This is a genomic window from Rhizobium sp. Leaf453, from assembly GCF_001425605.1.
In the GTDB taxonomy this organism is placed as follows: Bacteria; Pseudomonadota; Alphaproteobacteria; order Rhizobiales; family Rhizobiaceae; genus Pararhizobium.
Genome location: NZ_LMRG01000023.1, coordinates 464,799 through 478,169 on the forward strand (window position 1 = coordinate 464,799; position 13,371 = coordinate 478,169).

The 13,371-nt window shown below is 59.4% G+C and carries 11 protein-coding genes and 1 pseudogene; 7 read left to right on the forward strand and 5 right to left on the reverse strand.

Annotated features, from left to right (window positions below; genetic code table 11):
• Nucleotides 1-10 precede the first annotated feature (10 nt).
• Both ASG68_RS20300 and ASG68_RS20305 read left to right on the forward strand, forming a co-directional pair.
• Nucleotides 11-772, forward strand: coding sequence for a sugar phosphate isomerase/epimerase family protein (locus ASG68_RS20300; RefSeq protein ID WP_062580405.1), 762 nt, complete (start codon nt 11-13; stop codon nt 770-772).
• A gap of 15 nt (nt 773-787) precedes the next feature.
• On the forward strand, nt 788-1,921 hold the full coding sequence (locus ASG68_RS20305) for a Gfo/Idh/MocA family protein (protein WP_062580408.1): 1,134 nt from the start codon (nt 788-790) through the stop codon (nt 1,919-1,921).
• A 77-nt stretch (nt 1,922-1,998) separates the two neighbouring features.
• Here ASG68_RS20305 and ASG68_RS20310 read toward each other — a convergent pair whose 3' ends face one another.
• Complete coding sequence (locus ASG68_RS20310) at nt 1,999-3,810, reverse strand: calcium-binding protein (protein ID WP_062580410.1); 1,812 nt, start codon at nt 3,808-3,810, stop codon at nt 1,999-2,001.
• 183 nt (nt 3,811-3,993) lie between these two features.
• On the opposite strand from ASG68_RS20310, the gene mgrA reads away from it, so the two are divergent.
• Nucleotides 3,994-5,025, forward strand: a complete 1,032-nt coding sequence (gene mgrA, locus ASG68_RS20315; RefSeq protein WP_062580413.1) for an L-glyceraldehyde 3-phosphate reductase — start codon at nt 3,994-3,996, stop codon at nt 5,023-5,025.
• A gap of 49 nt (nt 5,026-5,074) precedes the next feature.
• Here mgrA and ASG68_RS20320 read toward each other — a convergent pair whose 3' ends face one another.
• Nucleotides 5,075-5,458 (reverse strand): winged helix-turn-helix transcriptional regulator, encoded by a 384-nt coding sequence (locus ASG68_RS20320; RefSeq protein WP_062580416.1) that lies wholly within the window; start codon nt 5,456-5,458, stop codon nt 5,075-5,077.
• Nucleotides 5,459-5,560: 102 nt separating this feature from the next.
• Between ASG68_RS20320 and ASG68_RS20325 the strand changes: the two genes are divergently transcribed.
• Both ASG68_RS20325 and ASG68_RS20330 read left to right on the forward strand, forming a co-directional pair.
• Nucleotides 5,561-6,682, forward strand: coding sequence for an NADH:flavin oxidoreductase (locus ASG68_RS20325; RefSeq protein ID WP_062580906.1), 1,122 nt, complete (start codon nt 5,561-5,563; stop codon nt 6,680-6,682).
• Between the two features lie 236 nt (nt 6,683-6,918).
• Complete coding sequence (locus ASG68_RS20330; protein WP_062580419.1) at nt 6,919-8,025, forward strand: TRAP transporter substrate-binding protein; 1,107 nt, start codon at nt 6,919-6,921, stop codon at nt 8,023-8,025.
• Between the two features lie 73 nt (nt 8,026-8,098).
• Here ASG68_RS20330 and ASG68_RS20335 read toward each other — a convergent pair.
• The 3 genes and pseudogenes from ASG68_RS20335 to ASG68_RS20345 form a co-directional block, all read right to left on the reverse strand.
• Nucleotides 8,099-8,472 (reverse strand): annotated as a pseudogene (locus tag ASG68_RS20335) (VOC family protein).
• A 92-nt stretch (nt 8,473-8,564) separates the two neighbouring features.
• A complete protein-coding gene (locus ASG68_RS20340; protein ID WP_062580421.1) occupies nt 8,565-10,358 on the reverse strand; it encodes a TRAP transporter large permease in 1,794 nt (597 codons plus the stop codon).
• Entirely contained in the window at nt 10,355-10,927 is a 573-nt protein-coding gene (locus ASG68_RS20345; protein WP_062580423.1) for a TRAP transporter small permease subunit, read from the reverse strand. Before ASG68_RS20345 ends, ASG68_RS20340 begins: the two co-directional genes overlap by 4 nt.
• 324 nt (nt 10,928-11,251) lie before the next feature.
• On the opposite strand from ASG68_RS20345, the gene ASG68_RS20350 reads away from it, so the two are divergent.
• On the forward strand, nt 11,252-12,877 hold the full coding sequence (locus tag ASG68_RS20350; RefSeq protein WP_062580909.1) for a glycoside hydrolase family 43 protein: 1,626 nt from the start codon (nt 11,252-11,254) through the stop codon (nt 12,875-12,877).
• A 126-nt stretch (nt 12,878-13,003) separates the two neighbouring features.
• Nucleotides 13,004-13,351, forward strand: a complete 348-nt coding sequence (locus ASG68_RS20355; protein WP_062580425.1) for an RcnB family protein — start codon at nt 13,004-13,006, stop codon at nt 13,349-13,351.
• The last annotated feature ends 20 nt before the right edge of the window (nt 13,352-13,371 follow it).

A 13,371-nucleotide genomic window follows, 5' to 3' on the forward strand; every position in this document is an offset into this window, starting at 1 on the left:
AGGATACCCCATGCAGAACGTCAGCTTTCAGCTTTACAGCGCCCGCAATTTCCCGCCGCTCTCCGACGTCCTGAAGACGGTTGGCGCCGCCGGTTACACCCAGGTCGAAGGTTACGGCGCTCTCTATGCGTCGCTGGACGATGCAGCACTCGCCGCCCTCAAGGATGACATGACCAAGAGCGGCGTGACCATGCCGACCGCCCATTTCGGTCTGGACCTGCTTGAATCCGATCCGGCCCGTGCGGTGCATATCGCCAAGACGCTCGACATCAAGGCCATCTATTGCCCCCATATCGCCGCCGACCAGCGTCCGACCGATGCTGCCGGCTGGAAGGCCTTCGGTGCGCGTCTCGAAAAGGCCGGCAAGCCGTTCTGGGATGCCGGTCTCGATTTCGGCTGGCACAACCATGACTTCGAATTCGTGGCGCTGCCGGACGGATCGATCCCGCACGACCACATCTTCGAGGGCGGTCCGAACCTTTCGTGGGAAGCCGATATCGCCTGGGTCATCCGCGGTGGCGCCGATCCGTTTGCCTATGTCGAAAAGTATGGCAAGCGCCTGACCGCGGTCCACGTCAAGGATATCGCGCCTGCTGGTGAGAACACCGATCAGGATGGCTGGGCCGATGTTGGCCATGGCACGGTTGAATGGGCGAAGCTGTTCAAGGCGCTCGCTTCGACGTCGGCAAAATATTACGTCGTCGAGCACGACAATCCCAAGGATTACAAGGCGACGGCCGAGCGCTCGATCGCTTCGATCAAGACCTACTGATAGAAAGAACGCGTCATGACCAAGGAACTCGGCGTCGGCATCATCGGATGCGGCAACATTTCCACCACCTATTTCAAGCTTGCACCACTGTTCAAGGGCATCAAGGTTATCGCCTGCGCCGACATCAATCCGGCGGCGGCTGAAGTCCGTGCCTCCGAATATGACGTCAAGGCACAGACGATCGAGGAGTTGCTCGCCAATCCGGAGATTGACATCGTCGTCAACCTGACGATCCCGGACGCGCATTTCCCCGTCTCCAAGATGATCCTGGAAGCTGGAAAGCACGTCTATTCCGAAAAGCCGCTGGTCCTTTCGCTGGAGCAGGGCGAACAGCTGCGCGGCATTGCGACCGCGAAGAACCTCAAGGTCGGCTGCGCCCCGGACACATTCCTCGGCGGCGCGCATCAGCTGGCCCGCAATTATATCGATGAGGGCCGGGTTGGACGCATCACCTCCGGCACCTGCCACGTGATGAGCCCGGGCATGGAGATGTGGCATCCGAACCCGGACTTCTTCTTCCTGCCCGGCGGTGGCCCGATCCTCGATCTCGGCCCGTACTACATCGCCAACCTCGTCAACCTGATCGGTCCGGTCAAGCGCGTCGCCGCCCTGACCTCCATGGCCAATCCGACCCGCACGATCACCAGCGAGCCGCGTGCCGGCGAGGTCATCCCGGTCGCGACCCCGACCAACATCCATGCGCTGCTCGAATTCCAGAACGGCGCGACGATCACCCTGTCGGCCAGCTGGGATGTCTGGTCGCACAACCACGCCAATATGGAGCTCTATGGCACGGAGGGCTCTATCTTCGTGCCGGATCCGAACTTCTTCGGCGGCACCGTCTCGGCCAGCGGCCGCGACAAGGACATCCAGCCGCTGGAAACCTGGGATCACCCGTTCTCGGTTGCGAACCAGGAGCACAAGCAGGGGCCGATGGCGAATTATCGTACCGCCGGTCTTGCCGACATGGCGCTCGCCATCCTCGAAGGCCGCGATGCCCGTTGCTCGCTGGACCGCGCCTTGCACGGCGTCGATGTCATGGTCTCGATCCTGAAGTCCGGCGAAACCGGCCAGTTTATCGAGCTCACCACCACCTGCACCCAGCCACAGGCCCTCGGTATCGAGGAAGCAAAGGCCCTGCTGCGGTAAGGATTCCGCCACGGTAAAAACAGCGAAGGCCCGGATCATCCTAGATCCGGGCCTCCGTGCTTCAACCCGACGTACCGTCAGACGATAAACATGCTTTCCGTCATCGTCTTGGTCGACGAGATTGCCATGGAGTTGTTCAGGCCGGCTGTGCCATCGCCCATGTCATAGGCATGCCAGATCGCCATCATGCTGAGACCGGACTGGCTGTAGAACTCGTAGAAATAATTGCCGATGTTATCGGCGCTGCCCTCATAATCTTCAAGCCGTTGCGCATTCAGTACCGACAGGTCGAACCTGTCACCGCGCGCGGCATCTTCCACGAAAATCGTCGTCATTCCCTGGTCGGGATTGGCGCGGCCTGTCACGATCAGCTTGTCGTTGCCCGCGCCGAACTTGAAGTACACCATCAGTGGATCATCGGGGAACGACAGCTTGTAGGTGTCCACGCCGCTGCTTCCTTCGAATGTGATCATGTCGATCCCGGCGACCGGGCTTGCAGGAAGTTTGGCAACGTCGATCTTCAGCGTATGGGTAAGGCCGGGCTTGTCATTGACGTAGGCGTCGATGTTCTTAGTGAGTGTCTTCAGGGAGATCTCGGTACGGATCTTGCCATGGTCGCTGTCGATGACACGATCGCCGACATCGTCGATCACATAGGTGTCGTATCCCTTGCCGCCGTTCATGATGTCGGCGCCATCGCCACCAATGATCGTGTCGTCGCCGGCACCGGATTCAACGTGATCGTCGCCATCGCCGAGGTCGATCGTGTCTTTTCCCTTGCCGGAATAGACCCAGTCGTCACCGCCACCTGTCTTGATCTTGTTGGTGCCGTCACCGGCGATGACAAGGTCGTTGGTATTGCTGGCGTCACGGAACTTCGTTTTGCTCAGTTGGGCATAGCTTGCAACGCCCGCAGCAAACGTGTCGTTTCCGGCGCCTCCGACCTGTACGAAGTGTAGCTGATCGCCCTCCGCATGCTCGTCGGAGAGGATTTTCAGGTAGGTCTTGACCTGGGCCTCGAAGGACTCCGTCTTGATCGCGCCCGCATCCGCCTTGTTGATGACCTTGTCGCGCGCTGCGATCTTTTCGTAAACGCTGGTCGCGCCGCCCTCGCGGTCGAACAGGAAATCCATGGCCTTGAGCACGGCATCGGCGTCCTTGCGGTCCGACGGAGCCAGAATGCCGACCTTGTTGGATTCTTCTTCGCGGCGGTTCTGGAGGCCCTTGATGTTGAAATTGTCGTGGTTGTAGCGAACCTCGTACCAGAATTTCGCGTGGTTATCGTTCTTGATCGCACTCGAAATGCCAGGGCCGATCAGCGAGGGAGAATTGTAGTAGAGCGAATAGAGAACCAGTCGCTCCTGGGATTCCGCAGGCAGGGTGGCGCCATATTTCTTCAGGGCGGCCGTCAGGCCCTTTTCGATGGAGGAAGAAAACAGGCCGGGATGTCCATTCAACTTGGCTTCAAGCAGAACGGTAGCCTGTGCATCCGTCAGCCAGAGAGATTGCATCGCCTTCTTCTCTGTAGCCGTCCCGGCCGTCCCCTGCGACTTGGCAATAAGAGTCAGATCATCGGCTTTCGTCGCGGTCTTGTCATCCTTCCAGGCCTTGATGATCTTTAGGCCGCTTTCCTGTAGCGCCGTCAGCTTGCCGTCGATCTTGCCCGTCAGCGCGAGTTTGAAGGCCAGGGTTATATCCGCCATGCTCATGGCCTTGATATTCAGGCCATAGCCGACCGTCGGAATATCCTTGCTGTCATTGTGGACTCCACCATCGGCGGATGCCAGAGAATCTCCGATAAGCTTTGGATTTTCCCATTTCTTCAGAAAATTTGCGGTTTCTTTTAGAAAGTTCTTTTTATCGATCTTCGTCAAATTTGTGAGTGCCATATAAATTCCTTAAAATTTTATAAATCAACAAGTAGATAATTTTTTATACTATGCATTGTTTTCGGTCAACGTTGCCGTACATTCTTTCAGGGATGCCTGTTCTCCGTTTATCCCCTTGTTTCTCGTTGCTTTTTTTGCGATACCGCTTTCCTGATCCAATCCATGGACAAAGAGGTATCTTGCATGAGCTGGCAACCGGCGGAAAACCGCTATGAGACAATGAAATACAACCGCTGTGGCAAGACCGGCCTGAAGCTGCCAGCGATTTCCCTCGGCCTCTGGCACAATTTCGGACACGATACGCCGCATGAGCGCAAGCTCGATATGTGCCGCACGGCCTTCGATCTCGGCATCACCCATTTCGACCTCGCCAACAATTATGGCCCGCCTCCGGGCTCGGCCGAAACCGCCTTCGGCGAGATCATGCGCACCGATTTCGCCGGTTTGCGCGATGAACTCCTCATCTCGTCCAAGGCCGGCTACGACATGTGGCCGGGTCCGTATGGCGAGTGGGGCAGCCGCAAGTATCTGATCGCGTCCTGCGACCAGAGCCTTGCCCGCATGGGCCTCGACTATGTCGACATCTTCTATTCGCACCGCTTCGATCCTGACACACCGCTGGAAGAAACATGCGGCGCGCTCGATCATATCGTCCGCTCGGGCAGGGCGCTGTATGTCGGCATCTCTTCCTACAATTCGCAGCGCACCCGCGAAGCCGCTGCGATCCTGAAGGACCTTGGCACGCCCTGCATCATCCATCAGCCAAGCTATTCGATGCTCAACCGCTGGGTCGAGGATGACGGCCTTGTCGATACGCTGGAAGAACTCGGCATCGGCTCGATCGTGTTCTCGCCGCTGGCGCAGGGCATGCTGACGACAAAATATCTCGGCGGCATCCCGACCGACAGCCGTGCGGCGCAGAATCATTTCCTCAAGAAGGATTTCATCCGCCCGTCGATCATCGACAATATCCGCAAGCTCAACGAAATCGCCGAGAAGCGCGGCCAGACGCTGGCGCAGATGGCGATCGCCTGGGTCCTGCGCAATGGCCGCATCACTTCGGCACTGATCGGCGCCAGCCGCTCGTCGCAGATCGTCGATTGCGTCGCAGCGCTGAAGAACGACACGTTCACGGCGGAAGAACTGGCCGAGATCGATATCTACGCCAAGGAAGCCGACATCAACCTGTGGGCTTCGTCGGCAGAGCGCGACTGACCCTGTTTCTGCCATGGGCCGTCATCGTCGGCGGCCCATGGATTTCTCATCACGCGCCGTTGCGCTCATCGAAATCCTGGCGGGCCTGTTCCACGGCCGGCAGGTAATCCACCGTCCATCGATAAAGCACCTTGAACGGCTCCTGCAGCGTTCGCCCCAGCGGCGTGATGCTGTATTCCACGGAAATCGGCGAGACCGGAATGACCTTGCGGCCGACGATGCCGTTTCTTTCCAGCTTTCTGAGGCACTGCGTCAGCGCCTTTTGCGTCACGCCCTCCAGCCGCCGCCGGATTTCGTTGAAGCGCAACGGCTCGTCATGCAGCGCCGCGATAACCAGCACGGACCATTTGTCGGCAATCTGGTCGAGCAGCAGTCGGCTTGGACAATCGGCGACCGACAGAACTTTTCTGCGATTTTCCGACAGGTCTGCCATGGCTCCGGTTTCCTTTTTGCTACCTGGTCGACATATAGTGCCTAATTGACGCTAGGTATATAGTGTATACTTAGAGTGCTCCGAATAAACAGGAGCATGATGATGAGCCATTCCAATACCGATATTCTCTTCGAACCCTTCCGCCTGAAGACGCTGGCCCTCCGGAATCGGATCGTCATGGCGCCGATGACCCGAACCTTCGCGCCGAAGGGCATTCCTGGTGCTGATATTGCCGCCTATTACCGGCGCCGCGCTGAAAACGAGGTCGGCCTGATCCTGTCCGAAGGCACGGTCATCGATCGCCCAGCGTCCAGCAATCATCCGGGTATTCCGCATTTCTATGGGGAGAAGGCACTGAATGGCTGGAAACAGGTCATCGACGACGTGCATGCGGCCGGTGGCCGGATGGGGCCGCAAATCTGGCATGTCGGCTCGGTCGCCAACGGGATGACGGAGTGGGTACCGGGCGCGCCGATCGAAAGTCCCTCGGGTCTTCTGGCACCCGGTCAGCCGCGTGGCGAGACCATCAGCGAGGAAGCCATTGCCGATTCGATCGCTGCCTTCGGCCGTGCCGCCGCCGATGCGAAGCGCCTCGGCTTCGACACGGTCGAGATTCACGGGGCGCATGGTTATCTCATCGACCAGTTCTTTTGGTCCGGCACCAACCTGCGCACCGATCTCTTCGGCGGCGCGACCCTGAAGGAGCGTTCCCGTTTCGCAGGTGAAGTGGTCAAAAGCGTCCGCGCTTCCGTCGGTCCCGACTTTCCGATCATCTTGCGCGTCAGCCAGTGGAAGCAGCAGGATTATGCCGTCAAGCTCGCCGATGCCCCCGCAGCGATGACCGATTGGCTGGTGCCTTTGGTGGAGGCGGGCGTCGATATCCTGCATTGCTCGCAGCGCCGTTTCTGGGAGCCGGAATTTCCTTCTGTGGATGGCCAAGACGGACTGAATTTCGCAGGCTGGGCCAAGAAACTGACGGGTGCAGCGACGATCAGCGTGGGCTCGGCTGGCCTGTCCGGCGAGGTCATGGGCGCCTTTGCCGGTGAAAGCTCGACGCCAACCAAACTGGATACTCTCGTCGAGCGCATGGAGCGCGGCGAGTTCGACCTGATCGCCGTTGGTCGTGCCCTGCTCAGCGATCCGGCATGGGTCGCGAAGGTCCGGCAGGGCGAGGGCGCCGTCTTCCGGAACTTCACGGCTGACGCATTTGCCACGCTTGTGTAAGCAGGCGCTTTCGGCGGGCGGGACAATGACCGCCGGCCGAAAGATTTTCAGCCAGCTTATTGATTTGCCTAAGGTTTGAGCAACCGGCCGCGCGAAGGGATGCCTTAGACAAAAGTCGAAGATTTCGTTCCGCCGCATGGCTGGACAAGGGGGAGTGAGCGTGTAAGGTGCCGCATGGGAGGAGATGCTGCGAGGAGGATCGCTGCATTGCCACATCATTCTGGAGGAGGAAAAACATGGATCGCCGTCTATTCATCAAGCGCGCGGCTCTCGGTGGCGTTGGTGCCGCTGCCGCCACGACGCTCGCAGCCCCGGCCATTGCCCAGAGCAGCCCCAAGGTCAACTGGCGCCTGGCATCGTCATTCCCCAAGTCGCTCGATACGATCTATGGTGGTGGTGAAGTCCTGTCGAAGTACGTTTCGGAAGCGACGGACGGCAATTTCCAGATTCAGGTCTTCGCGGCCGGTGAAATCGTCCCTGGTCTTCAGGCTGCGGATGCCGCAGCAGCCGGCACCGTCGAGGCTTGTCACACCGTCTCCTACTACTACTGGGGCAAGGATCCGGTCTGGGCTCTCGGCGCGGCTGTTCCGTTCGCGCTCAACGCACGCGGCATGAACGCCTGGCACTATCATGGTGGCGGTATCGACCTTTTCAACGAATTCCTGGCGACCCAGGGCCTCGTTGGCTTCCCGGGCGGCAACACCGGCGTGCAGATGGGCGGCTGGTTCCGCAAGGAAATCAAGACCGTCGCCGATATGTCGGGCCTGAAGATGCGTATCGGTGGTTTCGCCGGCAAGGTTGTCGAGAAACTCGGCGTCGTGCCGCAGCAGATTGCCGGCGGCGACATCTATCCGGCTCTGGAAAAAGGCACGATCGACGCTGCCGAATGGGTCGGTCCCTACGACGATGAGAAGCTCGGCTTCTACAAGGTGGCGCCCTATTACTACTATCCCGGATGGTGGGAAGGTGGCCCGACGGTTCACGCCATGTTCAACAAGGCTGCCTTCGACGGCTTGCCGAAGAACTATCAGTCGCTGCTGCGCACCGCCTGCCAGGCGACTGACGCGAACATGCTGCAGAAGTACGATTTCCTGAACCCGGCGGCGATCAAACGCCTTGTCGGTGCTGGCGCCAAGCTCAGCCCGTTCAGCCCGGAAATCCTGTCGGCCTGCTTCGACAAGGCCAACGAGGTCTATGCCGAAATGGAAGCCTCGAACCCGACCTTTAAGAAGATCTGGGAATCGATCAAGGCGTTCCGCGGCGAGTATTACCTCAACGCCCAGATCGCCGAATACAACTACGATACGTTCATGATGATCCAGCAGCGCGGCGGTAAGCTGTAAACGCTCCTGCATGCATGATGTCAAACTTCGGCCCGGGGCAGCGATGTCCCGGGTTTTTCATGCGCCTCGTTGATTAGAGATTCTGCGGTTCGCCAATTTCAACGGCATGCCCGTCCGGGTCGTAAAAGCGGAAGACACGCTGTCCCCATGCCTGCCGTTCGACCGGTGGATAAGATCGACATGCGGGGCAATCGCTGCGAATGCGGCATCGACGTCATCGTGTTCGAAATAAAGCAGCAGGTTGTGCCGCCCGTAAGGCTGTTCGTCTTTTGACGCCTTGCCCCAGATCATCTGTTCCAGTGCCTCACCCTCGTGGGTCGCAAATCCACCCTCGAAGAGAACGAAACTGCCGAAGTCTTGCTGGATGGTCAGGCCGAGTGTCTTCTCGTAAAACGCCTTCGATTGGGCGATATCGCGAACGAAGGGGATCGGGTTCACAAAGCGCATCGGCTGCCCTTTCGACTGGATATAAGAAAAGCCGTCCGCAACATGTTGCTGCGGACGGCTTGTGTGTGCGCTTTAAAAACCTGCCGGTCTCGTCAATTGAACGAGGGCGGCGCGCTGAGGTCCGTTGCGGGCTTCTGCTGGCCGGCACCGTTCTGGTCGGCCGGTTTCGCGCCATTGCCATCCAGAGGGCTGCCACCCGGCAATTGCAGGCCGCCAGGCAAGCCGAGGCCACCGCCGTTGTCCGGCAGGGTCAGGCCGCCACCACCGACACCGAAGCCGGGGACCTCGATCTTGATCGTGGACGGATCGACGACGGCAGCATCGCCCTTGTAGTGCATGACCATCTGCGGAAAGGCGATGGTGAGACCGACCATGATGACCTGAATACAGACGAATGGCACAGCACCCCAGTAAATCTGCCCCGTGGTGACCGGCTGGATCGTCTTCCCGGTTATCCTGTCGAGATAGGGCACCTTGGCGGCGACGGAGCGCAGATAGAACAGTGCAAAGCCGAACGGCGGATGCATGAAGCTCGTCTGCATGTTGATGCCCAGAAGCACGCCGAACCAGATTAGGTCGATCCCAAGCGCATTGGCCGCCGGTGCCAGCAGAGGCACGATGATGAAGGCCAGTTCGAAGAAATCGAGGAAGAAGGCCAGGAAGAAGACGAGCAGGTTGACGGTGATCAGGAAGCCCGTTTCGCCACCCGGCATTGCCACCAGCAGATGCTCCACCCAGACATGGCCGTTGACGCCGTAGAAGGTCAGGGAGAACACGCGGGCACCGATCAGGATGAACAGCACGAAGGCGGAAAGCCGTGTCGTGGCCGTCAACGCCGAGCGGATAACCTCCAGGTTGAGGCGACCCTTCGCGGCTGCCATGGCCAGCGCACCGACGGCACCCATTGCTCCGCCTTCGGTCGGCGTCGCGATGCCGAGGAAGATCGTGCCGAGCACCAGGAAGATCAGCGCTAGGGGCGGGATCAGAACGATGATGACCTGTTGCGCAAGCCGCGACATCGCGTTGATCTTCAGTGTCCGATCGAGGATGGCCACAATGTAGATAAAGGCGACGCCGACGGTCCCTCCGAGAATATCTGCATTCTCACCCTGTGTCGGGTAGAGATAGACATGGGCGGCATAGGCAATGGCGCCGGCGACGATCAGCGCGATCAGGAGTGACGTGATACCCGAGCCCAAGGTCCGCGCTTCCAATGGCAAGGCCGGCATCGAGTCGCGACGGATGAAGGTCATGAGTAGGATATAGAGCATGTAGAGCCCGGTCAGGACCAGACCCGGAATCAGCGCGCCCGCATACATGTCGCCAACCGAACGACCGAGCTGGTCGGCCAGAACGATCAGGACGAGGGAGGGCGGAATGATCTGCGCCAGCGTGCCGGACGCGGCGATGACGCCGGATGCGACGCGGCGGTCATAGCCATATCGCAGCATGATCGGCAGTGAGATCAGGCCCATGGCGATGACGGAGGCAGCAACGACGCCGGTGGTGGCAGCGAGCAGCGCTCCAACGAAGATTACCGCATAGGCGAGACCCCCGCGAATAGGTCCGAACAACTGGCCGATAGTGTCGAGCAGATCCTCGGCCATGCCTGATTTCTCAAGCACGATTCCCATGAATGTAAAGAAGGGAATGGCGAGCAGCGTGTCGTTCGACATCACCCCCCAGAATCGGTCCGGCAGCGCGTTCAGCAACGGCCAGGAGAGATTGATCGATCCGCCTGACAAAGGGGCGAGTTCGACGCCGATAATGAAGAAGAGCAGGCCGTTGGCGGCGAGCGAAAACGCGACCGGGTAACCCAGCAGCAGGAACACAATCAGCGACGCGAACATGATCGGCGCGAGATTGACAGCGATGAATTCCATCATGGCCGTGCCTCCGGGGTCATGTCGTCAAGAGGTGCATGCGTCGGCACATAGGGGGTAGGGTCCTCCATATTGCCCGTCATGATGGCGATCTTCTTGATGATCTCCGAGATCCCCTGCGCGGCCAGCAGAATGAAGCCGAACAGCAGAATTGCCTTGGCCGGCCAGATGATCAGGCCACCGGCACTTGATGACATCTCGCCGGACCTGATCGACATCTGGACATAGGGGAACAGGTAATAAAGCATCAGCAGGACGAACGGCATCAGGAAGAAGACATGGCCGAACAGGTCGATCCAATGCTGTGTCCTGCGCGAAAACTTGCCGTAGACGACGTCGATGCGGATGTGCTCGTTCTGGCTGAGCGTGTAGGCGGCAGCGAACATGAAGGCGGCACCGAATAGGTACCATTGCGCTTCGAGCCACGCATTCGACGACATGTTGAAGATCTTGCGGATAACGGCGTTGCCGGCGCTGACCAGCACGGCCACCAGGATCAGCCAGGAGACTGATTTGCCGATAACTTCCGTGACACGGTCGATGAGCCTGCTGATACCGAGCAGTGCGGTCATATGTATTCCTCCCCGCCAAGCTGTGATCATGATTTTTATTGCCAAGCATAGCCACAGTGCCGATTTCAAGGCCCGATTCAAGTCTGCGAGGCGATTTTCCAGTATAGTCTGGCAACGTCATACCAAAGTCGCATATGGGCTGGTCGCCGATGCTCAAAGCTTAGGCAGAAAACGCGACGCAGGCACGGTTCACGCTGTTGTTGCGTGAATGTGTTTCGTTGTCACGGGAGGAGACGGAATCGTCTCTGCGGGGCTTGAAATGGCTGCGGCTTTGATGCTGGATAGCCGCTCAAGAATCCATGAGGTACGTTCGTCATGACCGCGATGATCCGCAATCCCATCCTGCCGGGCTTCAATCCGGACCCGTCCATCTGCCGTGTCGGCGACGATTATTACATCGCCACCTCCACCTTCGAATGGTATCCCGGCGTGCAGATCCATCATTCGCGCGATCTGGTGAACTGGACGCTGGTTCGTCGACCGCTGGAGCGGGCGAGCCAGCTCGACATGCGCGGCAATCCGGACAGCTGCGGCGTATGGGCGCCGTGCCTGTCCCATGCCGACGGGCTGTTCTGGCTAGTCTATACCGACGTGAAGCGTTTCGACGGCAACTTCAAGGACGCCCATAACTACATCGTGACGTCGCCGACCATCGAGGGCGAATGGTCGGAGCCGATTTATATCAATTCCTCCGGCTTCGATCCGTCGCTCTTTCATGACGACGATGGCCGCAAATGGTTCCTCAACATGCAGTGGAACCATCGCACCGAAAGCTTCGGCGGTGCGCCGAAGTCTCCGGCCTTCGACGGTATCCTGATGCAGGAATGGGATCCGGCAACGAAGTCGCTCGTCGGCCCGATCCGCAATATCTTTGCCGGCAGTTCGCAAGGGCTGGTCGAAGGCCCGCATCTCTTCAAGCGCAACGGCTGGCATTACCTGACGACGGCCGAAGGCGGCACGGGCTACGATCACGTCGTCACCATGGCGCGCTCCCGTGCCATCGAAGGGCCGTACGAGATGCATCCGCAAACGCATCTGATCACCTCCAAGGATAATCCGGAGGCGGTGCTGCAGAGGGCAGGGCATGGGCAGTATGTCGAGACGCCGGACGGTCAAGCCTATCACACGCATCTCACCGGCCGGCCGCTTGCCCCGCAGAGGCGCTGCACGCTCGGCCGCGAGACGGCACTGCAGAAATGCGTCTGGCGTGACGACGGCTGGCTCTATCTCAAACAGGGCGGCGTGGTGCCTGCCGTCGATGTTCCAGCGCCGCGCGATGCCGAGGCGATCGAAAAGCTCTCCAAGGTTGAGACCGAGTTCGACGGAGCGGATTTGCCGGTGGAATTCCAATGGCTGCGGACGCCGGTGCCGCAGCGTATCTTCTCCCTCTCGGACCGGCCAGGCTTCCTGCGCCTGTTCGGCCGCGAAAGCATCGGCAGCTGGTTCGAGCAGGCATTGGTGGCGCGGCGGCAGGAACATCATGCTTTCCGGGCGGAAACTGTCGTCGAGTTCGAGCCGGATACCTATCAGCAGGCGGCGGGGCTGACCCATTATTACAACCGCCATAAGTTCCATGCCGTGGCGGTGACGCTGCACGAAACGCTTGGCCGGGTGGTCACGATCTTCTCATGCAACGGCGATTTTCCGCACAGCCGGATGACGTTTCCGGTGGAAAGCGGCGTTGCCGTGCCCTTCGGTCGCGTGCATCTGGCGATGGAAATCCACGGCAACGACCTGCAGTTCTTCTGGCATCCCGACGGTTTGCGCGTCTGGCGCAAGCTCGGCCCGGTGCTGGATGCCGGCGTCGTCTCCGACGAGGGCGGACGCGGCGAGCACGGCTCGTTTACCGGCGCATTCACGGGCATGTTTGCCTTCGATACGTCCGGCCGGTCTCAGGTGGCGGACTTCGACCGCTTCAGCTACGAGGCCCTGATATTCCCGGTTGAATGACGAAGTCGTTTATCAGGTATATCTTATAATTAACTGATATCATTACAATATTGTAATTCTTGATTTCAGTTTCCGTTCATCTTTACGGCGCTAGGTTCGGGGTGTCAAAAACGAAAGGACACCCCGATGAAACGTCTGTTGATTGCTCTGGTCGCCAGTTCCTTCCTGGCTGCGCCGATGGCGTTCGCGCAGCCGGCCAAGCCGTTCGAAGTCGCTCAGATGAAGGAGCGCCACGTCGAAAAGAAGGTCTACAAGCACGGCAACAAGAAAATCGTCGAAAAGCATGTGGTGGTGAAGAAGCGCTGGGCGCGCGGCCATCGCCTGTCGCCCGCCGAGCGCCGCCATATCGCCGCCGTCAACGACTACCGCCGTTACCGTCTGAGTGCACCGCCGCGCGGACAGCGCTGGGTTCGTGTCGACAGCAATTTCCTGCTGATCAGCAACTCGACCGGCGTGATCGTCTCTATCCGTTAAGCGGGCAGGGCCAGTCGACC

Coding starts and splice junctions, on each gene's coding strand:
- ASG68_RS20300 (WP_062580405.1), top strand. CDS start 11: ATGCAGAACGTCAGCTTTCAGCTTTACAGCGCCCGCAATTTCCCGCCG.
- ASG68_RS20350 (WP_062580909.1), top strand. CDS start 11,252: ATGATCCGCAATCCCATCCTGCCGGGCTTCAATCCGGACCCGTCCATC.
- mgrA (WP_062580413.1), top strand. CDS start 3,994: ATGAGCTGGCAACCGGCGGAAAACCGCTATGAGACAATGAAATACAAC.
- ASG68_RS20340 (WP_062580421.1), bottom strand. CDS start 10,358: ATGATGGAATTCATCGCTGTCAATCTCGCGCCGATCATGTTCGCGTCG.
- ASG68_RS20320 (WP_062580416.1), bottom strand. CDS start 5,458: ATGGCAGACCTGTCGGAAAATCGCAGAAAAGTTCTGTCGGTCGCCGAT.
- ASG68_RS20355 (WP_062580425.1), top strand. CDS start 13,004: ATGAAACGTCTGTTGATTGCTCTGGTCGCCAGTTCCTTCCTGGCTGCG.
- ASG68_RS20330 (WP_062580419.1), top strand. CDS start 6,919: ATGGATCGCCGTCTATTCATCAAGCGCGCGGCTCTCGGTGGCGTTGGT.
- ASG68_RS20310 (WP_062580410.1), bottom strand. CDS start 3,810: ATGGCACTCACAAATTTGACGAAGATCGATAAAAAGAACTTTCTAAAA.
- ASG68_RS20305 (WP_062580408.1), top strand. CDS start 788: ATGACCAAGGAACTCGGCGTCGGCATCATCGGATGCGGCAACATTTCC.
- ASG68_RS20345 (WP_062580423.1), bottom strand. CDS start 10,927: ATGACCGCACTGCTCGGTATCAGCAGGCTCATCGACCGTGTCACGGAA.
- ASG68_RS20325 (WP_062580906.1), top strand. CDS start 5,561: ATGAGCCATTCCAATACCGATATTCTCTTCGAACCCTTCCGCCTGAAG.